The sequence below is a fragment of the Clostridium beijerinckii genome (assembly GCF_036699995.1).
Taxonomy (GTDB): Bacteria; Bacillota; Clostridia; order Clostridiales; family Clostridiaceae; genus Clostridium; species Clostridium helianthi.
On sequence record NZ_CP144906.1, the window covers coordinates 393,944 to 413,858 of the forward strand.

18 protein-coding genes are annotated in these 19,915 nt (G+C 31.7%); all 18 read left to right on the forward strand.

Annotated elements, in window-relative coordinates; translation table 11 throughout:
* Nucleotides 1-3 precede the first annotated feature (3 nt).
* The 18 genes from PZA12_RS01985 (at nucleotide 4) to PZA12_RS02070 (ending at nucleotide 19,711) form a co-directional block, all read left to right on the forward strand.
* The gene (locus PZA12_RS01985) at nucleotides 4-1,356 is read left to right on the forward strand and encodes a phage portal protein (RefSeq protein WP_103698657.1); all 1,353 of its coding nucleotides are present in this window, start codon (nucleotides 4-6) and stop codon (nucleotides 1,354-1,356) included.
* The gene (locus PZA12_RS01990; protein WP_103698656.1) at nucleotides 1,346-2,068 is read left to right on the forward strand and encodes a phage head morphogenesis protein; all 723 of its coding nucleotides are present in this window, start codon (nucleotides 1,346-1,348) and stop codon (nucleotides 2,066-2,068) included. Before PZA12_RS01985 ends, PZA12_RS01990 begins: the two co-directional genes overlap by 11 nt.
* A 117-nt stretch (nucleotides 2,069-2,185) precedes the next feature.
* Complete coding sequence (locus PZA12_RS01995; RefSeq protein ID WP_103698655.1) at nucleotides 2,186-2,431, forward strand: hypothetical protein; 246 nt, start codon at nucleotides 2,186-2,188, stop codon at nucleotides 2,429-2,431.
* 137 nt (nucleotides 2,432-2,568) lie between these two features.
* Nucleotides 2,569-3,210 (forward strand): DUF4355 domain-containing protein, encoded by a 642-nt coding sequence (locus PZA12_RS02000; RefSeq protein WP_103698654.1) that lies wholly within the window; start codon nucleotides 2,569-2,571, stop codon nucleotides 3,208-3,210.
* Between the two features lie 13 nt (nucleotides 3,211-3,223).
* The gene (locus tag PZA12_RS02005) at nucleotides 3,224-3,598 is read left to right on the forward strand and encodes a hypothetical protein (RefSeq protein WP_103698653.1); all 375 of its coding nucleotides are present in this window, start codon (nucleotides 3,224-3,226) and stop codon (nucleotides 3,596-3,598) included.
* 17 nt (nucleotides 3,599-3,615) lie between these two features.
* Nucleotides 3,616-4,671, forward strand: coding sequence for a major capsid protein (locus PZA12_RS02010; protein WP_103698652.1), 1,056 nt, complete (start codon nucleotides 3,616-3,618; stop codon nucleotides 4,669-4,671).
* Nucleotides 4,672-4,706: 35 nt separating this feature from the next.
* Complete coding sequence (locus PZA12_RS02015; RefSeq protein WP_103698651.1) at nucleotides 4,707-4,994, forward strand: hypothetical protein; 288 nt, start codon at nucleotides 4,707-4,709, stop codon at nucleotides 4,992-4,994.
* Between the two features lie 4 nt (nucleotides 4,995-4,998).
* Nucleotides 4,999-5,403, forward strand: coding sequence for a DUF6751 family protein (locus tag PZA12_RS02020; protein WP_103698650.1), 405 nt, complete (start codon nucleotides 4,999-5,001; stop codon nucleotides 5,401-5,403).
* The gene (locus tag PZA12_RS02025; protein ID WP_103698649.1) at nucleotides 5,403-5,753 is read left to right on the forward strand and encodes a minor capsid protein; all 351 of its coding nucleotides are present in this window, start codon (nucleotides 5,403-5,405) and stop codon (nucleotides 5,751-5,753) included. Before PZA12_RS02020 ends, PZA12_RS02025 begins: the two co-directional genes overlap by 1 nt.
* A complete protein-coding gene (locus PZA12_RS02030; protein ID WP_103698648.1) occupies nucleotides 5,750-6,184 on the forward strand; it encodes a chloramphenicol resistance protein in 435 nt (144 codons plus the stop codon). Before PZA12_RS02025 ends, PZA12_RS02030 begins: the two co-directional genes overlap by 4 nt.
* A gap of 26 nt (nucleotides 6,185-6,210) precedes the next feature.
* Nucleotides 6,211-7,011 (forward strand): hypothetical protein, encoded by an 801-nt coding sequence (locus tag PZA12_RS02035; RefSeq protein WP_181006013.1) that lies wholly within the window; start codon nucleotides 6,211-6,213, stop codon nucleotides 7,009-7,011.
* Nucleotides 7,012-7,029: 18 nt separating this feature from the next.
* Complete coding sequence (locus tag PZA12_RS02040) at nucleotides 7,030-7,620, forward strand: bacteriophage Gp15 family protein (RefSeq protein ID WP_103698647.1); 591 nt, start codon at nucleotides 7,030-7,032, stop codon at nucleotides 7,618-7,620.
* Between the two features lie 39 nt (nucleotides 7,621-7,659).
* Nucleotides 7,660-13,140, forward strand: coding sequence for a phage tail tape measure protein (locus PZA12_RS02045; RefSeq protein ID WP_242984853.1), 5,481 nt, complete (start codon nucleotides 7,660-7,662; stop codon nucleotides 13,138-13,140).
* A gap of 13 nt (nucleotides 13,141-13,153) precedes the next feature.
* Entirely contained in the window at nucleotides 13,154-13,837 is a 684-nt protein-coding gene (locus PZA12_RS02050; protein ID WP_103698646.1) for a phage tail protein, read from the forward strand.
* Nucleotides 13,837-15,546 carry a phage tail spike protein gene (locus PZA12_RS02055; RefSeq protein WP_103698645.1) on the forward strand — a complete coding sequence of 570 codons (1,710 nt, stop codon included), beginning with the start codon at nucleotides 13,837-13,839 and terminating at the stop codon, nucleotides 15,544-15,546. Before PZA12_RS02050 ends, PZA12_RS02055 begins: the two co-directional genes overlap by 1 nt.
* A gap of 21 nt (nucleotides 15,547-15,567) precedes the next feature.
* Nucleotides 15,568-16,554 carry a BppU family phage baseplate upper protein gene (locus PZA12_RS02060; protein WP_103698644.1) on the forward strand — a complete coding sequence of 329 codons (987 nt, stop codon included), beginning with the start codon at nucleotides 15,568-15,570 and terminating at the stop codon, nucleotides 16,552-16,554.
* A gap of 12 nt (nucleotides 16,555-16,566) precedes the next feature.
* Entirely contained in the window at nucleotides 16,567-18,396 is a 1,830-nt protein-coding gene (locus tag PZA12_RS02065; RefSeq protein WP_103698643.1) for a hypothetical protein, read from the forward strand.
* Between the two features lie 145 nt (nucleotides 18,397-18,541).
* On the forward strand, nucleotides 18,542-19,711 hold the full coding sequence (locus tag PZA12_RS02070; RefSeq protein ID WP_103698642.1) for a hypothetical protein: 1,170 nt from the start codon (nucleotides 18,542-18,544) through the stop codon (nucleotides 19,709-19,711).
* Nucleotides 19,712-19,915: the final 204 nt, after the last annotated feature.

The window sequence follows — 19,915 nt, forward strand, 5'->3', positions numbered from 1 at the left end:
GAAATGAAGATAACTGAGTTGCTAAAAAAGTTATTTAAAAAGGAATTAGGGCTAGACCTTAATAATCCAGAGCATTTAAGCCTTGTCAAAAAAGTCTATGGAAGCTACAGAGTATTTCAGAACATATATCAAAAAATGTATAGATACTACAAAGGTGATACAGATGCAATAAGAAAATATTTATTTGTAACAGAAAGATCTAATTTAAAAATTAATGCTAACTTTATTAAGAAGTTTATTAAAGAAGAAGTTAGTTATACTGTTGGGAATGATATAACTTATGAATCAAGGACAAATAACGATAGTGTTATTAAAGATATTGATTATTTCACAGCTCACTGGAATGAATTGCATGATAGTGATTTGATGAAATATTTATTGATCTTCACTCAAGTATATGAGCTATATTATATAGATCAAAATGCTGATTTTTGCAGTAAAATTATAAAACCTACAGAAGGATACGCTTATGTTGATAAGGCTTCGGGTAAGGTTTTATTTTTCATTCATGCTTTTAAAAATGATTTTGATTATACAACTACATATATTGACGTTTATACTTCAGATAAAATTTATCATTTTGATGGTCATTTTAATGAGATATCAAATCCAGACAATAATATTTTTGGAGAAGTTCCAGTAAGTTGTGGAGAGTTAACAGAAGAAAAATATGACGATAGTTTATTTAAGGATTTGAAGGGTCTGCAAGATGCCTTTGAAACAAATCTATCAGATATAGGTAATGAAATAAGTGATTTTAGAAATGCATACTTAGTATTTATGGGATGTCAAGTTGATGAAACAAAGGTCCCAGATATGAAAAGATTAGGCATAATTAATGCAGAGGGCGATAAAGTTAAAATTGAATGGCTTATTAAAAATATTAATGATACTTTCATTCAAAATACTTTAGATAGATATATAGATGTTATGTATCAATTAGCATGTCATATTAATCATAATGAAAAACTTCAAAGTAATCTTAGTGGTGTTGCATTAGAGTCAAGGTTAATAGCATTGAGAAATAAGTGTACATTGGAAATAAAGGCTCATATGAATATTGTTAAAAATCGTAATAGATTTTTATGTATATACTTAAACATTAAGCAAAATAAAAATTATGACTATAAAGATATCAAAGCTCTTTATACTCCTAATATTCCAAGTGATGATACTGCAACGGCTGATATTATTTCTAAGCTTCCAGATGGAGTCATATCAAAGGATACAATGAGGGGAAGATTTAGTTTTGTAAATAATAAAGTAGCTGAGGCTGAGAAGGTGAAAAAAGAACAACAGGAAAACAAACCTAAGATGAATTTGGATGACGCTGCGGGTGATGGCCATGAACAATAATAAGGGAGCCAATTTTATACAAAGTCTTTACAATGATGTCACTGATCAGTTGAAAGATGTCTATAAAGAACAAAAGAAAAATAAAGATGATTTACTTAAAGAAATTGCAAATGTAATGCTAACTTATACAATAGTTGATGCAATAATGAAGTTAAGTGCTGAAGAGCAAAGTACATTAGGTAATAAGTTTCTTATTTTGATTACTGGATTTGCTAAAAGTCAAGGTACTCTTACAAATAGAGTTACTACTGATATATTAAAAGATACAGTAAATAATACTTTTGATTATTACAGTTATAATGCTAATTTGAAAGATGTTGAAAAAATTATTAATAATCATTATAAAGGACAACATTTCTCAAGCAGAGTATGGAAAAATGAACAAGAAGTTGCTGAATATCTTCATGGCCAAGTACAGGATTTTCTCAAAGGAAAAATTAATGTAAATCAGATTAAAAATAATATTGAAGAAACTTATGGTAATAATGCATATGAGGTAAGAAGGTTAGTTGAAACAGAAGTTTCAAGGTGTCAAAATGAGGCATTTGATAGATTTTGCATGGAAACAGATGTTAAAAAGGTTAAATATAATGCTGTGCTAGAAGCATGTGAAAAGTGTAAGCCATTTGATGGTAAACTATATGACTTTGATAAAAAGCCTTATTTGCCAAGACATCCATTCTGCAGATGTTTTTATGAAATAATTGAATAAGGAGGGATTGAAAGTTGCCGATTTTTAATGCAAATATAATCAAGATTGAGAAAGGTTAAGGTGATCCATTATCTCGCAAAGCCAGCGTAAGGATTATTTTTATTTTAGGAGGCATTTATGAAACCAGTAAAAACTGAAAATACAAATTCAATTCTTAGAGCTCCAGAAGGTAGTGACAATGTAATTGATCTACCAATAACTAGACTTAAATATAATGATGGACAAAATGCAGTTGAAAGTTGTTGGGAATTATCAGAAGAAGAATTGAAAAAGGTCCTTGAAACCAAGAAAATATATTTTGTTTGTATGGGTGTAACTCATCCACCAATATTAGTAAGTGCTGAATCACAAATTGAGTCTTAGAAATAAGGCTTTTTATTTTGTTGAAAATTACGTCTTGTGGGAAGCTCTCGTGCAAGGGGTATAAATACATTAAAATATAAAAAAAATAAATGTTCTAGGGCGTGTATGATGGTCTAGAGTATAGGAGGAATATAAAGATGATTAAATCTGAATTATTAAAGAAAATTGAAGCAGCTAAAGATGATGAAGATATTAATAACCTTTTAAAGGGAACTGATATTGAAGAACAATTTAAAGGCGAAGAACCTACTCTTGATGTTTTTAAGGGAAAAATTAAATCTGATAAGGTATTTCAACAATTTATGGATAGTGAAAGAGATACTTATCATTCAAAAGCTTTAAAAACAATGAAAGAAAAAGGAACTTGGGAATCTGAATTTGGAGATGCTTTAAAAGAAAAATATCCTGAATTAGTTAAAGATCCAGTGCAAATTGAATTAGCTAAGGAAAGAAAGGCTAGAGAGGAACTTGAAACTAAATTAGCAAGAAAAGATTTATTAGCTGATGCAATTAAATATGCAAATGAAAAAGGAATTAAAATCAAATCTATAGATAGATATTTAGGTGAAGACTTAGATTCGACTAAAGCTAATTTAGATGAATTAGCAGAGGATTGGTCAAAAGGATTAGAATCTGTAGTTAATGAAAGATTGAAATCTAGTTCATATGTTCCAGGTGGATCTAATCCGGATGGTTCAAAAATATCAATTGGTGCCTCAATAGCACAGAGGAATAATAAATCAACTACTGCTGCAAGTGATCCTTGGGCAAGTAAATAGGAGGAATGTATAAATGAATTTTACAAAATCAACTTACTCAAATGATATGGAGATACTATATAGCAATGCAAATCTAGTTACTTTTAGTGGTACTGTTTTAGCGGCCAATGTAACTGAAGGTGATGAACATGGAAAGAAATATGTTTTATCAGGAAGCTTAATAGACAAGGATGGAAATGTTGTAAAACAAACTGGGACTACAGGCTCAGAAACGCTAACAACTACACCAGTTGGAGTTTTATATAAAACTGTTGATGTAACTAATGGAGATGCACCAGGTTCTTTCATTGTTGAAGGTTACTTAAGAGCGGATAGAGTTTTAGATGGATTTGCTGATAAAGCAATAACAGCCATTAAAGCTGCATTACCAGATATAAAATTTAGATAATAAGGAGGAATGGATAAATGCCAAGAATAGAAGAAGTATTTAACACAAGTGAATTAATAAACTATTTTAAAGAAAGACAAGTCACTCCAATGCTTGGGGAAAGTTTATTCCCAGAAAGAAAAATTCAAGATATTGAATTTGACATGATTTTAGGAACTGGTGGACTTCCGGTAAGTGCAGAAGTACATGCTTATGATACCAAAACTCAATTAGCATCTAGAGAAGCAATTGAAAAAGGTGTTGCAAGCTTAGCTCTTATCAAAAGACAAATTAAAATAGCTGAAAAAGAAATAATTAAAATCCAAAATCCAAGAACAGATGCTGAATTAGCTTTTGTCCTATCACAAATTTATAATGATGCTGAAAAAATGACTGACTCAGTAAAGGTTAGAATTGAAGCAATGAGAATGGAATTACTTTCAAGTGGTAAAATCGCTATTAACGAGAATGGTATCAAAGTAACTGTAGATTACAAAGTCCCATCAGATAACCAAAAATCATTTACTTGGAAGACACCAGCTACAGATACACCACTTGATGATTTAGAAAATTTAGCGTCTGCAATAGAAACTACTTCAGGATATAGACCGACAAGAGCACTTACATCAAGAAAGATTGTAAAAACAATTTGTTCTTGTGCTACCGTAAGATCTGCAATATATGGAGTTAATTCAGACAAGATTGTAACTTTAGCAGCATTAAATGAACTATTAGTGCAATTAGAATTGCCTCAAATTTTAGTTTATGAAGGTAAGTTTAAAAAAGAAGGTGTTAAAGGATTTACAACTAATAGATACTTCCCAGAAAATAAGATTGCTATGTTTGGTGATGAAACATTAGGAGAAACAATCTATGGATTAACAGCTGAGGAAGTAAAACTTCTTGGTGATGGTAGTATGGGATGCAATAATGGTTGTTGTATGGATGAGGCTACTTTATTAGAAAATAAAATATTTGTTGGAACTTATACATCTATTGATCCAGTAGGAGAATTTACAAAGGCAGTTGCTACAGCATTACCTACATTGCCTCATGGTGAAGAATTAGGTATTGGAACAATTTCATTTATTTAGAGGGGTATGCCCTCTTTTATTTTAGGAGGAATACTATGGAACTTAGTATGGACCAAAAGAAAGCAATATTTGCTATAAAGAAATATTTGAATGTTGTAGATAATCCCAAGTTTACTGACGATTTTATTGTAACTAACTATGACTTAGCCGTAGATGAATTAATTGAGAATGCCAGCAAGATAAAATCAGTCAAAATTATTGGTGTTTCTTCAATGTCAGAAAGTAACCAATCAATGAGCTTTCAAAATGGAGTTGAAGCGTGGGCTATTACTCCAGGAATTGAAGCTTTACTTCCAACACCTTATGCGAAACTAATGGGGTGATTTTATGGTTTTATTCCCAAATACAGATATAACAATTTACAATAAATATTTTGATAAAAGTTCTGGCTTAGATAAATATCAAAGGACTGTGATAGAAGGAGTAAATTGGAGTTCTAAAACGAAGTTAGTTATAGGTAAAACTGTCGGAGATAAAGGAGCTACTGTAACTGATGTAACACTAATAATAATTGATAAATTAGATAATTATATTCCACCCAAACAATTCAAAAGTTTACCTGATGCTGATAGGATTAATTATTTTACTTTTGGCCTTGGAGATAAAATCGTAAAAGGCAATATTAATTTTGAGGTTACTAAGATAGCAGATCTTGATAAAAATTATGATGATGTAGTTACAGTTACTGCAGCAAAACTATTATCCAGACACTGGGAGGTGGAAGCCGAGTAATGGGATTTAAAATTGAAATAAATACACAGGAAATTCTTAGAAAAAGGGGACTTAATGAAGATGGTTCAGCACAAATTTTATTCACTAAGGAATGTGCTAAAGCCATGAATAATTATGTCCCTTTTCTTACTGGTAGATTAAAGGATATGAGTGTTGAATTAGGTAATGACTTTGTTGCCTACAATGCTCCATATGCAGCTAAACAGTACTATACTAACGAAGGTAACGGAACACAAGGAGAAAGCGCTGGTGGATTAAGAGGAAAGTTGTGGGATAAAAGAATGTGGCCACAACAAGGTAATCAAATATTAAAAACTGTAGCAAATTCTGTAGGAGGTCGTGCTGAATGATAATTGATAGTATAAGAAAATTCATTCTAACATGTCCTTTTCTTAATGGATCGAGTGATGGAGGAATTAGATTAAATGTAAATTATCTGGGCGAAGATTCTACAGTTTATTCAATAGAGGAAATTCCATGTGATCCGGTTCTTAATAACTACATAAATGGAGATTCTTCAAGGCAGTTTCAATTTATATTTTGTAGTAGAGAACCCTATGGTTCAGATATTATGCAAAATCTAGCTAACTCAGATTTTTATGAGGACTTTGCAAATTGGATTGAAGAGCAAAACTTGATCGGAAATTTTCCGACTCTTGAAGGAAAGTGTAGAAGCGAAGAAATAAAGGTTACAAGCCCCGGCTATGCATTTCAAGTAGACACGGATAAGGCTAGATATCAAATCGAATTGAGACTTAAATACTTAAAAAAGAGAAAATAAATTTATGAAAGAAGGATGATGAATAAATGAATAAGAAAATAGTAAGAAGTGATATAGCTGATTATTTATCACTTAAGGCTAAAGAAAAATTTGCATTTATGGGTACTGGATTCAATACTCTCAATGAAGATGTTGGAGCACAAATTGAAAGCAAAACTTATATTCATAATACAAGTGAATCGAGTACAGTAAAAGGATATAAAACAAAGTTTGCTTATGATTTAGACTTAATGTATAACGATGCAGATGATGATGAAGCTGCAGAAATTGAAGCAGTTGAAGAATTATATTTTATAGGAAGAAATCATGCGGTTGGATCAGATGCAGAAAGAGAATATGTAAGAGTAGAGTTATTCTTGCCTGCACTACCAGGTTCAACTAGATACTTTAAAGCTAGAAAATTTAAGGTTGCTGTTGAGGTTACAAATTCACAGGGGGCTGGTGGAGAAACAATGACTGGCGCAGGTAATTTAAATTGTGTTGGTGATCCTGTTTTTGGATATTTTGATATTCAAGAAAAGGAATTTCATGAAGGAGAGTATGCAGAAACTCTTGGAGCATTAACAGTTACATCAGTTGAAGGTTCAACTGCTGGAACAACTAAAATCACAATAAAGGAACCATTAACAAGTGGTAATATCTATATGTATAAAACAGCAAGTACTGTAACTGCACCATCATTGAATGATGATTGTTCAGGATATCAAGTATGGAACGGAACAGCAGAAATTACAGGACTTACAGGTAATAAAATTTGCATAGTTGAAGTAGATTCAAGTCTAAAAGCTAAAAAAGCTGGTATTGCTACAGTAACAGCTAAAGCATAGTAAGAAAGGGGCAATGATATGAGTATATTACTAAAGAAATTGCCCGAATATGTTTTAATAGATGGAGCGGAAGTCAAAATAAATACAGACTTCCGTTTTTCTATTAAGTTTGAGCAATTATTTAATGACGAATCATTAGATGATGAAGAAATATTTACTAGAGCATTAGAGATTTATTACCCTAACATTCCGGTGAATATAAATCAAGCTATAGAGCAGATGCTTTGGTTTTACAGATGTGGCAAAGATGTAGTTAAGAATAAAAAAACAACTTCAAGTAAGGAAGATATTTATAATTTTGATTATGATGGAGATAAAATTTATAGTGCATTTTTAGACCAATATGGAGTAGATCTACAAGAAACAAATCTTCATTGGTGGAAATTTAAAGCTATGTTTAATTCTCTAAAAGAAGATAATGAGATATCGAAAATAATGTCTATAAGGGCTATGGATTTAAACAAAATTACAGATAAAAATATGAAAGATCATTATACAAAAATAAAAAAATTATATGCAATACCACGAAGTAAAGAAGAGGTTAAACATAACAAGAATTTGGCTACTATTTTAAAACGTGGTGGAGATTTATCAGAATTGCAAGAGTAACTTATGTTGCTCTTTTTTAGTTGAAAGGAGGGGCTATTCATGGCTAATGATGGAAGAATAATTATTGACACCAAGCTTGATACCAAAGGATTTGAAAAAGATGTTGAAACTGCCAGTAAGAAAGCTGCTAATGACTTAGGAAATGGTATTGAAAAAGCCATGAATAAAGCTGAAAAGTCTATGAAGAGCGCAAGCACAGCCTTTAATGGTAAACAGCTTGCAAAGGAACTGGATAATGTAGGGAAAACAATAAAAAACACTACAGATAAAATAGAATTAGAAAAAAAGAAATTATTCGAATTAAAAGAAGCCTTTGAAAAAGCTACTAATCCAACTAAAAAAAATGCAATTGAAAAACAAATGCTTCAAGCGGAAGCAAGCATTATAAAACTTGAAAATAAACTTAATGGATTAAAAGATAAACAAGTTAATCTGAAAGTTAAAATGGATGGACTAAACGGTTTAGATGGAGAATTTAAAAGCGCTGAAATGTCAGCTACTAAATCTTTAGACAATATAGAAAAGAAAGCAAAACAAACAGGAAGAGATATTAAGAACAATCTTTCTAATATAGATATTGGAAAAGGTATATCTAACATAGGTGAATCTATTTCTGGAGTTGGTGATAAGCTAACAACTAGAGTTACATTACCTATACTTGGATTAGGTGCTGCTGCAGCAAAAATTGGTATGGACTTCGATTCTGGAATGAGTAGAGTTAAAGCTATTTCTGGAGCTACTAGAGAAGAATTTACAAAATTGCATGACCAGGCATTACAACTTGGAGCAGATACAGCCTTTAGCGCTAAGCAAGCAGCTGAGGGTATGGAGAATCTAGCAAGTGCAGGTTTTTCTACTGAAGAAATAATGCAAGCCATGCCTGGTATGTTAGACCTTGCAGCAAGTAGCGGAGAAGATCTATCTAACAGCTCTGATATTGCAGCTTCAACATTACGTGGATTTGGATTGGAAGCTGATAAAGCAGGACATGTAGCCGATGTATTAGCTAAAAATGCAGCGGCTACAAATGCAGCAGTCGGAGATACAGGAGAAGCACTTAAGTTTATAGCTCCAGCAGCACATGCAGCGGGAATAAGCTTAGAAGAGACTACCGCAGCTATTGGAATACTTGCTAATAGTGGTATCAAGGGAACTATGGCTGGTACTACGCTAAGAAGTATATTGACCAGACTTGCAAGCCCAGCTAAAGAAGCAGCAGATGCAATGGAGTTAATAGGGTTTAAAGCTTTTGATGCTCGAGGTAAGATGTTACCTTTAAGTGGAATTATAAACAATTTAACTAAATCATTAAAGGGTAAGACAGATCAACAAAAACAAGATTATATTGCTACTATTTTTGGACAAGAAGCTATGTCCGGTTTATTGACTTTAGTTGATGCCGGTTCAGGTCAATTAGATGATTTAACAACAAGTTATAAAAATGCAGATGGTGCAGCTAAAGATATGGCTAAAACCATGCAAGATAATAGTAAAAGTGCTATTGAGCAGATGACAGGAAGTTTAGAAACAACAGCGATAAAACTAGAAGAAGATTTTGCACCAGTTATAATTCAAATTTGTAACGAAATTCAGAATCTAGCAAACGCCTTTTCTGATTTAAGCCCCGAGCAACAAGAATTTTACGCTAAAACATTATTAGCAATTGCAGCGGGAGGCCCTGCGTTAAAATTAGTTGGTGGGTTAACAAGTGGTATCGGTGGCTTGATAGGTGGAGTTAGCAAACTAGCTGCCCTATTAACGCCAGTTGCAGCAGTTACAACGGAAGTTGGAGCAACAACAGCAGCAAGCACAGGAGGTATTGCAGCGTTTGGGGGATCATTAGCAACAATAGCACCTGTAGCAATTCCCGTTATTGCAGCTTTGGCAGCATTAGGAGTTGGAGCGGCAGCAGTTGCAACAGCTAACGACCAAATGGGAGATAAATTAACACGTACTACAGACGATATGACAGAATGGCAAAAAGCTATTAACGGAATGACAGGATATACATTTAAATCTAAAAAAGAATTGCAAGACTTGGGGATTGAATATAAAGAGTTTGGTTCTAATATTTCAGATAATTTTAAGAAAAAAGTAGAAGAATCCACAGATACATTGCATAAATTTGAATTATTTTTAAAGACTATAAACCTAGACGGAATAATAACAGATTCCGAAAGCTCTGATTTTAACAATCAAATCAATAAGATGGTTAATGATGCAATATCTACTATAAATTCTAAAAAAGCAGAGTCTAGCAAGTCTTTAAGTGATTTGTTTAAATTAGATGATAATGCTATAGATGCTACAGAACAAAAGGTATTAGACACTATTTCTAAAGGTTATGATAACCAAATATCACAAGAGAACCAATTAAAAACAGAAATATTAGCAATAAAGCAAAAAGCGGTAAATGAAAAAAGAGCATTAAATGAACAAGAAATAAAAGATGTGCAAGACAAGACAAATAAAATAAAAGAAATTGAATTAAATTCAGTAGGTGGAACAGCAGAAGAAAAGGCATACTCTAAAAATGAGTTTGGCGCAAGAGTTGAAACAGTAAGCGCAACAGATGCTTCAAAACTATTACAAGATAAAAGAAAAGCTTTAGATGAAGAAAATATAAAAATAAAAGCTAGTTATGATACTCAAATAGATATGTTGAAAGCAAATTTATCTACAGCAGATGGAGAGAACGCAGCAGCAATTCAAGCTGAAATAGATAAATTCACCAAGTTGCGTGATGATAAAACAAAATTGAAAAGTGAAGAATGGGAAGAGTACATAAATATATTGAGACAAAAGAATCCCGAAGCACTTGCGCTAATAAACACTTTTAACGGTGAAGAACTAACCAAAGGAGACTTAATAGCACAACAAAAATTAACAACTATGAAACAAACATACGACGGACTAAGCAACATAGTTAAAAGTGGTACATATGAGTTAGAGAATACACAGACTAAAAGTATGGAAACAGTAACGGTTACAGTAGATGAAGGAACAGGAAAGATAACTGGGGCGTATTCTTCAACCAGTGGGCAAGTTGCGGGATACACAGAACAAATGGCAAAGGATAACGCAGAACTTGGAAGATCACATGCAAAACTAGCAGCAGAATGTCAATTGGCTATGAATAATTTAAGTGGTTCTCATATAAACGCATCTGGAGAAATTAGAAACTCTAGCGGTCAAATAGTAGGCAGTTTAAAAGATATAGTAACAGAAAACGGTCATGTAGTTAGTGGCATATACGATTTAAATGGAACGCCTATAAAAATCGAAACTAATGCAGATGGTACAATTTCAAACTTAACAGATGTCATTGAAAAAATTTCTCAAATACCAAAGGGAACACAAACCGATATAAAAATAAATGGCGAAGAGATAAATACAATAGATAAAGCTAAGCAAAAAATTGACGAAATATCAGCTAGCAATCCCGAAACAACCATAAAAATAAATGGTGAAGAAACAGCAAATGCGGAGGAAGCAAAAGCCAAACTTGACGAAATAACTAAAAGTAATCCTAATGCTAAAATAGTTATAGAATCAAGTGAAGCTGATAGCAAAGTAGATACAACAACTAAAAAAGTAGATGATTTAAACGGAAAAAAAGCAGATGCTACAGTTACGGTTGATGTTGGAAAATCTTTAACTCTATTGGATGATATAAAGAATTTATTTAATTGGATAACTGGAAGAAAAGCTACAGCAACAGTGGATGTTAATGCAAATACTGGAGATGCAACGCCACGATACACTGGTACTAGTGGAGGTAGTGATGGTTTAATAACAAAAGATGAGCACGGCTATGAGTTTACAACAGGTGAAAATGAATTGTACTACCTAGGCGCTGGAACTGGAATACTAGATCATGGTTCTAGCGTTAATGCAATGAAAAAAGATGTTTCTAACGCTGTAGATAGTCGTTTTGGAGTTGTTGTAAACAAATTACTTAGTGCTATGAGCTCACAAAATAATTTGTTGGGCAATATCTCTAGTAATACAAAAGAAAGTGCTAAAAATGGTATACAACTAAATGAAAAATTAGCAAATGGTGTTATAAATCAAATGAACTCAACAACTGGAAGTTTTACTGGACTTGAACAGCAGATAAGGCAAGCACAGTACGCAGTTGATAATGCCAATATAATGAGTATAGATAATAATGAAGCTTATGCTAAGGCTAAGGCTGAACTTGATAGGCTTAATAATTTAACAAGTAATGAAAGAAAAGCTTTAGGTGATGATGAATACCAAAGACAAAAGGACTATGCAGAAAAAGCGGTTGAAACAGCAAAGCAAGCTGCAGAACTTGAAATTGAAGTTGCAAAAAATACAGCCAAGAAAAAGCAAGAAATAGCCGAACAAAATAAAAATGCGCTTGCCAAAATAGCTGAAGCAACCACAACAGCTATTAAAAATCAGCTTACTAAAGAAAAAGAAGCTGCTGAAAAAGTTATAAATGATGAACTTTCAAATATGGAAAAAAGCTATAACAAAAAAGTTGAAGCATTAGAAAATAGAACTAAATCAAAAAGTGATAAGTTAGATAAGCAAATAGCTGAGCTAGAACAACAGAGTACAGATGATAGCAGATATAAGGAAAGAACCGATGCAAATAATAATATTAATGTACTTAAAACTAAAATGGCTAATACTGCAAGCGAAGCTGATAAAAGAGCAATAGCATTAGAAATTAAAGATGCTCAAAATGAACTAAAAGAAAAAGAGGATGCTTGGGATATTGAGGATCAGAAAGCAGCATTAGAAAAAGAAAAATCGTTATTAAGTGAAAAAGAGGATAATGAAAAAAAATCACTTGAAAAAGAATATACCAGACAAAAAGAGGCTAAGCAAAAGGAACTTAAAAATGTTGATGCATATTATGATAAATTGCTTGAGACAGACTCTATTAATGCTCAGGCAAGATACAGAATTTTAAATGATAGTCAACAAGATTTAGTTAATTTACTTAACAGTTATGCTCCAAAATGGCAGGATTCAGGACAGAGCTTAGCTGATTCGTTGATTAATGGTTTGAATTCACAACAAACATCAACAGAAGATGCTGTTAGAAATCTAATTTCTATTAGAAGTAGTAGAAGTAGTTCATCAGATTCAACTACAGGCTATGCGAGTGGTACAAGTTATAACCCTTATGCCGGACTTTATAATGTTGATGAAAATAATAAGTTCGAAATATCTAGTTCAGATGATGCTGTTGCTTATGTTTCAAAAGGTGCAGCTATTAAAAATCACATGCAATCAGAGCAGTTTATAAAATCTGAAATAGCTAAACAAGTTGGTTTAATGAAATCAGCTGTTATGCAATCACAAATGGATATGGCTAGAAGTCTAGGAGGTCTAATAGCTAAAGCTACCACAAATAATACTAAAACTGAAATATACCAGCCACAACTAAACATTCAAGAATATCATCAGCACACCAATATGGATGCAGAACAATTAGCAGATGAATTTAACGTTATGGCGTATAAGCAGAAGAAATCATAAAGGAGGGGATTTAATGAAAAAAACTTTAGTATGGAATAATAAAAAAGCTGAAGATGAAGGGTTAAAAATTATTTCTCTTCCACCTATCCAATTAAGTACACCAAAGATTGATGAAAAATCAGTTGATGGTAGAGATGGAACATTGACTGAATTTAAAGGATATGATTCAGATACAAAATCAGTTGAATGTGATTACTTTGGAAATGATCCAATGAGACTATTAAATTGGTTACAAGGTGATGGAGAAGTGGTTTTTGGAAGCCTTCCAGATCGATACTATAAGGCTAAAATAAATAATGTAATTCCAATATCCCAAATAATCGAGAACCAAATGTACACTTTTACTATTCAGTTTAGATGCCAACCTTTTGGATACCTATTGGATGGAAAAGAAACTTTAACGCTTACTAGTAGTACAATCCTGAATAATAATAAAGCAACTCATACAAGTAAACCTGATATAAAAATTTATGGATCAGGATCATGCGCTTTTACTATTAATTCAAGAACTTTTAATATAAAAAATATCCCTAATGGAAGCATAGCAATAAATTCATTTTTAGAAGAAGTTCTTGAAAATAAAGGTGATCAAATGGAAGGGTATTTTCCCTATTTAGATGTAGGTGAAAATGCTATAAGTTGGACTGGTGCAGGAGTTACAAGAATAGAAATTATTCCGAATTGGAGGTGTTTATAATGATTAGACTATTTTTAAAAGGTGAAACAAATTTTAATCATAATAAATATGTTTTAAATGAAGCTTTAAGCTGCTACGTAACTGAAACAATAGATGGTATCTTTGATTTAGATTTGGAATATCCGATAAAAGATAAAAAGAGTTTAAGTAATTTGCTAGTTAGAGAAAATGATATAAAAAGTTCTATTTCAACTACAGATAAACGTGGTGAACAACTATTCACAGTAAGAACAAGAACACCGAATACAAGCAACAGTAGTATTAAAATTTATGCTCAAGCTAAAGCAAGAAGAGATTTAGACATGAATATGGTTTTAGGACTAGAGGTACCAGCAGGGAAAACACGAAAAGAGGCTTTACAAATGCTCTTAGGTAAATGTGTAGAACAGCAAGGATACTATGTAGGAAGCTTAGATACAAATACTAATACAGTCATAAATTTAGGCATTGATGAAAAGACGGGGGAAATTATTAACTACTTAGATGTAAGTGGTATTTCTCCAAGAAAAGCAATTCTAGGTGAAAATGAAAACTCTATATACAAGGCTTATGGTGGAGAAATTATTTATAACAACTTTGAATTAAACATGGTTGATGAGAGGGGAACAGATCATACTTTTGAGATAAGAAGTGGTAAAAACTTAGAAGAGCTGGAACAAAATATAGATGATACTGATACAGAAAGTTTTGCAACAGCAGTTTTGCCATGTAGCTCAGATGGTGTATATCTCCCCAATAGTGAAATTATATATTCTCCCAATGCAGCTATAGTAGGAAAAATATTTAAAAAAGTTGTATTTGATGATGTGAAATTAGTTGATAATTCCCAAGAAGCAATTGATATAGTATATGCGCAGTTAAGGGAAAGAACACAAAAACTATTCGATGATGGATTAGATAAGTTAAAAATAAATAATACAGTTAAATTTACACAGCTTGCTAATACAGAAGAATATAAAGATTTTGCTATATTGGAAAAATGTGAAATAGGTAATAATGTAACAATTAAATACTACGACCCTAATGATCCTGAAAAGAAAACATATATCGAAGCAACAGGGAGAGTTACAAAAATTAAATTTAATGTACTAACAAATAAAATAGAAGAAGTAGAAATTGGAGAAAGAAAAAAGAAAAATATTCTAAATACTATTAATAATACAAGTGATATAGCTGCAACTACTACTAATAAAGTGAATTCTGTTGTAATGCAAGGAGACACCCCAAATGATTATAAAATGTCTGAAAGAGCTTTTAAGGAGTGTTGTATAGGCGCCAGTAAAGAATACACAAAAATTGATTCTGATGGTGTAACAATCTATGATGGTCAATTTAGAATGTACAAAGATGGAACAATGATTTTTTTTGTGAATACAAATGGGAAATGCACAGCTCAAGGTGGCTTTTCGGTTGAGGACGGTGATCAATGTTGCTATATAGACAAAACTGGAGTACAAATCACAAATGAAAATGGATATACGTCTAAAATATCAGTTGTTGCTGATAATGAAGCTGCTATTTTATTGATTCAAAACACTCTTTGGATAAAGAAAAATTTGCGCGTGTATGGTGACATTACTGCTGAAAATGATTTGGTGGTAAATGGTGATTTTGCAGCTAACGGCAACTTTTGGATTAAAGGACAATCACTAACATCAATAATACAGGATATGATAGACGCTTCAATGCCAGAACCTACAGATTCATAAATATAGAAAGGAGAACTGAGAGTGCAAAGGACATTATATATACCAATTGATACCACAATATATAATACGTTTGAGTGTGAAAAGCTTATTAAACGTGGAGACACATTAACATTGCAATTGCAAGTTTATACAAATGGTGTTCTAGCAGATCTAACAGGACAAAAAGTAGACATTATTTTAGAAAAATCTGACGGAAACCTTATTCAAAAGATTATAACAGATGTTTCCAATGGTACTGTAACAGCAGTTTTAGATCTGCAAGCAACAAATGTTCCAGGAGAAGTTAATGGGGAATTGCAGTTAACAGATAGTAACAGTCAAACAAGTACAAATACTTTCATTTTTACAGTGGATGAATCTATAGCAAATGATGTTTTAATATATTCTAAACCTGATATTGAAGTATTGAATAATTTAAGAGCAATGATAACAGATACTGAAAATATGATAACCAAATATGCTGCCGATGTTAGTGCAATAAGTAATTCTATTGAAGCCATTGAAGCCTTAGAAAACATAAAAGCTTATATAAATATTAATTTACAAGCTTTAGAGGATAACAATGCACAGGCGGTAATAAATAATAAGAATTTAATAAAACAGATCTCAGAAGCTATAGAAAACATTACTATCTTAACAGATAAAAATGCACAGGCAGAAACTGACATAAAAAATTTAACAGATACTATTAATACTTCCGATACTACTAAAGATAATTTAGACAATAGTATTTCAACCGGGAATACTACTAAGTCCAATATAGATAATGCTGTAGAAGAAGGAAACACAGTTATAGAAACTATAAAGAATATGGACATAGCCTATACGCAGCACATTAATAATGATGATATTCATGTTACTAAAATGCAAAAAGATAGATGGGATTTAGCGGCTTTGAATGTAAAAGAAATAATAAATATATTAGATAAAACCGTTGGAATAGGTACATTAGATGATGAAAATGGTGAGCCTTGGGTAGACGAAAATAATGAACAATTTATAGGATAGGAGATGGTAAGAATGGGATGGAAAATACCTGATAAAATTACAGCGATTCCACAGGATAATGATCTAGTACCTTTTGACCAGGGTGGAATCTTAAGAAAAAGTACATGGCAGAAAATTAAGGAATATATGATAGGAGCTGCAACATTAAAAACTACATCACAAGAAGTTATAGGTGCAGTTAATGAATTAAAGGAAACATCGGATTCTCATACTACAGAATTAGAAAATATTAATGCAGACTTGTCAGATATTGCGATTAATTTAAACGCAAAATACCCAAGACTTGCAGGTGAAACTAGTGATTATAACCGAATTGCAAGAGCAATTGCAGACGTACCACTTAATAGTAATTTGCTTATACCTAATGGGAATTATGATCTGGGCGGAAATACAGTTTCTATTAATCGCAATATCAATATTATTGGGGAAAGCAGACCTGTATTTGACGCTGTAAATAATGTATTTTTAGCTGGTGCAATTTTTAATAATAAAGTGTTTGTTGAATCAAATAATGTGCATGTCAAGAATATAGGAGTTAATGCATCAACAGTAGATCAAGGTTTCCAAAATAATACATGTGCAACTCAAGATGTCGTTATTGAGGATTGTATAACTAACGTATCAGCTCATGGATATTTGATAGAATCATATAATGGATTAGTAGAAAACACAAAAATTATTAACTGTGAATCGTATAATTCAATTCATGGGTTTATTTCAAAAGCTACAAATACTAAATTGATTAATTGCAGAGCTTACAATCATACAAGTTTTTGTTTTGGTTTCATATCGGATAATATACAAGGTGCAAGTAAAATTGCAAATAGTATAAATAATATTGCAATAAATTGTGAAGCTTTCGATAGTGGATTTAGTTTTATATGTTATTCGAGAGATATGTTTTCAGATACAAACACAAACAATATTAATATGCAATATTTAACATTGATAAGTTGTAAGACAACGGGTTGCTCACACGGATTCACTTTTGGAGACACTGGTACAGCACCAAGTGGAAATACTTACAATCAAGTATTTGATGTTGAATGTTATGGTTGTGCGCAAATGAATCCATCAAGTGTGCCTGCATCAGCTATTGATTTTAGAAGATGCAATCGAGTAAAGTTTTACGGTACATTAACAGATGCTATTACTTATGATAGTGAAATATTAGCAGTAAATCTTGACCTTGAGATAACATCGGAAAGACAAGATTTTGGTCACATACAGGACTTACAAATTATAAATGACAATTTGAGTATACCACGTTTATGGTTTAAATATGCCTTTGAAAATACCTACAAAATTCAAAATACTGTTGCTACAACAATTAATGGTTTTTTAGGAGGTAGTGCAGATAAAAGTAAATCAATAAAAATAATTATTGATGACGACTATACTAAAATAGTAGAAGGCACTAATATTTCGATGACAAGGAACTTCCTGTCAGGAAAAGGAAGCTGGATAAAATTCCGATGCGATGGTGCTAAATGGGTAGAAGAAAGTTCTTATCAAATACCTATGCAGTACCAACAAAATATTAGTACAGATGGTGGAGCATTAGATGTTACAAAAGGAATATTTATAGATTGTCTTGTTACAGCGACAACATCAAATAAAATATCACTTCCTAATGTTATTCCAGAAGGGTTTAAAGTAACTACGTTAGTTAGGGCTACAGGTACTTATAATTATGGTGGATTTGATACAACAAATCTAATTAATAATCCTAACATTGTTACAAATTTAGCGTTTAGCACACCGCAACTTATTGAGTGGACATACGTTTCAACTTTAAACAAATGGATATGTACGAATTTAATTAATACGAAGATTGTATAAAGTCAATAATAAGTTTGATTTTATTTCAAATCATTAGAGATTTCAAAGTATTGACCCTTAAAGGTATTTAATATAAAATTGTAATAAAAAGTGGAAAGTATGACTTTTTATATTTTTATTACAATTAATTTAAGGGGGGAATAAAATGAAAAACTTAAAAAGATTGATAGTAGTATTTATTGCTATATTATCAATAATCACTATGAATTCGGCTAGTATAGCTAATGCAGAAACAAATGAAAATGTTGTAGATAATTTATTTACGTATCATGCACCATTTAATAAAGCTGAAAAAATAATTAACGGAGTTAAAATCTCGTCAGTTGGTCAAGGATTGAGAACAAACGATTTTATATCTAGTAGCCCTAATGTTGCAATTAAGATAAAGGGCTCGTTTACAACAAGTAATGCTTCAATAAAGCTTGGAATTAATAAGAATTCTGGTGGAGTTATATATGTAGAAAAAGCAAATTTAACAGGTGGAACTATTGATTATACATTCACAATAGACGCATCAAATCTTAATGTTTATTCAGATGCAAAGAGTTTCTTTGTATTAGTAAATACTGCTGATACCAAAGGACAAATTTTATATGATAGCATTGAAATTTATCCCTGTGAAAATTCTAGGGATAATGGGAATTATATTACATCATTTAAACCGAATGAAAGCCTTATAGCAATTAATCATATGCCTACGAATGTATTATTTATAGGCAATTCACTATTGCTTGGTATGGATACAGACGGAACACATGGTGGTGCTTTTGGTATGGGAGCTACTTCACCATACAAAGATTATGCTTATTATGTGGAACAAGCTATATTAAATAAGAATTCATCAGCACAATTTAGCAAACTTCATGATGGTGCTTTTGAAATGGCTGAAAATGATGCTACAGCTCAAAGTTATATCGCAAACAATGGTACAACATGGATGAATAAAGATTTGATAATTATACAGATAGGCGATAATGTTAATAGCGATATTAGACGGACAACTTTTAATAATAACTTTGGGAAACTTATATCAGATATTAGAACTAAATCTCCTAATGCTAGAGTATTATGTGTTACTGGTTGGTATTATAATGATACTGTCGCTAATACTATTCTAGAAGCATGTAAGAGTTATAACTGTGAATTTTTGAATATAAGCTCATTATATACACCTACGAATAAAGCAACTAACTATGTAGGAGCAACAGTTACTTACCATGATAGGACTACAACTAATATACAACAAACATGGTCTACACATCCGGGGGATATAGGATATAAGACTATTGCAGATACAATAATAAGTATGTTATAGGTATAGCAAAAAAGAGTTGTATACTAATTATTTAGTGAGACAGCTCTTTTTACTAGAATTTTATATCGAGTAAGTTTAGTATATAAAAAAATCAAACTATTTAATTTAATATGTGCATTATTTTCATTTTTTTGTAGCTTTTAAAATTAATAAAAAAGAGATTATTTTTTTCCAGCAAAGGCCAAGCTATAATGTTATTATTAT

What these genes read in the sequence shown, in the direction of transcription:
- PZA12_RS02055 (WP_103698645.1), top strand. Translation starts at nt 13,837, where the DNA reads ATGATTAGACTATTTTTAAAAGGTGAAACAAATTTTAATCATAATAAA.
- PZA12_RS02050 (WP_103698646.1), top strand. Translation starts at nt 13,154, where the DNA reads ATGAAAAAAACTTTAGTATGGAATAATAAAAAAGCTGAAGATGAAGGG.
- PZA12_RS02030 (WP_103698648.1), top strand. Translation starts at nt 5,750, where the DNA reads ATGATAATTGATAGTATAAGAAAATTCATTCTAACATGTCCTTTTCTT.
- PZA12_RS01985 (WP_103698657.1), top strand. Translation starts at nt 4, where the DNA reads ATGAAGATAACTGAGTTGCTAAAAAAGTTATTTAAAAAGGAATTAGGG.
- PZA12_RS02015 (WP_103698651.1), top strand. Translation starts at nt 4,707, where the DNA reads ATGGAACTTAGTATGGACCAAAAGAAAGCAATATTTGCTATAAAGAAA.
- PZA12_RS02040 (WP_103698647.1), top strand. Translation starts at nt 7,030, where the DNA reads ATGAGTATATTACTAAAGAAATTGCCCGAATATGTTTTAATAGATGGA.
- PZA12_RS01990 (WP_103698656.1), top strand. Translation starts at nt 1,346, where the DNA reads ATGAACAATAATAAGGGAGCCAATTTTATACAAAGTCTTTACAATGAT.
- PZA12_RS02065 (WP_103698643.1), top strand. Translation starts at nt 16,567, where the DNA reads ATGGGATGGAAAATACCTGATAAAATTACAGCGATTCCACAGGATAAT.
- PZA12_RS02020 (WP_103698650.1), top strand. Translation starts at nt 4,999, where the DNA reads ATGGTTTTATTCCCAAATACAGATATAACAATTTACAATAAATATTTT.
- PZA12_RS02025 (WP_103698649.1), top strand. Translation starts at nt 5,403, where the DNA reads ATGGGATTTAAAATTGAAATAAATACACAGGAAATTCTTAGAAAAAGG.
- PZA12_RS02000 (WP_103698654.1), top strand. Translation starts at nt 2,569, where the DNA reads ATGATTAAATCTGAATTATTAAAGAAAATTGAAGCAGCTAAAGATGAT.
- PZA12_RS01995 (WP_103698655.1), top strand. Translation starts at nt 2,186, where the DNA reads ATGAAACCAGTAAAAACTGAAAATACAAATTCAATTCTTAGAGCTCCA.
- PZA12_RS02045 (WP_242984853.1), top strand. Translation starts at nt 7,660, where the DNA reads ATGGCTAATGATGGAAGAATAATTATTGACACCAAGCTTGATACCAAA.
- PZA12_RS02010 (WP_103698652.1), top strand. Translation starts at nt 3,616, where the DNA reads ATGCCAAGAATAGAAGAAGTATTTAACACAAGTGAATTAATAAACTAT.
- PZA12_RS02005 (WP_103698653.1), top strand. Translation starts at nt 3,224, where the DNA reads ATGAATTTTACAAAATCAACTTACTCAAATGATATGGAGATACTATAT.
- PZA12_RS02035 (WP_181006013.1), top strand. Translation starts at nt 6,211, where the DNA reads ATGAATAAGAAAATAGTAAGAAGTGATATAGCTGATTATTTATCACTT.
- PZA12_RS02070 (WP_103698642.1), top strand. Translation starts at nt 18,542, where the DNA reads ATGAAAAACTTAAAAAGATTGATAGTAGTATTTATTGCTATATTATCA.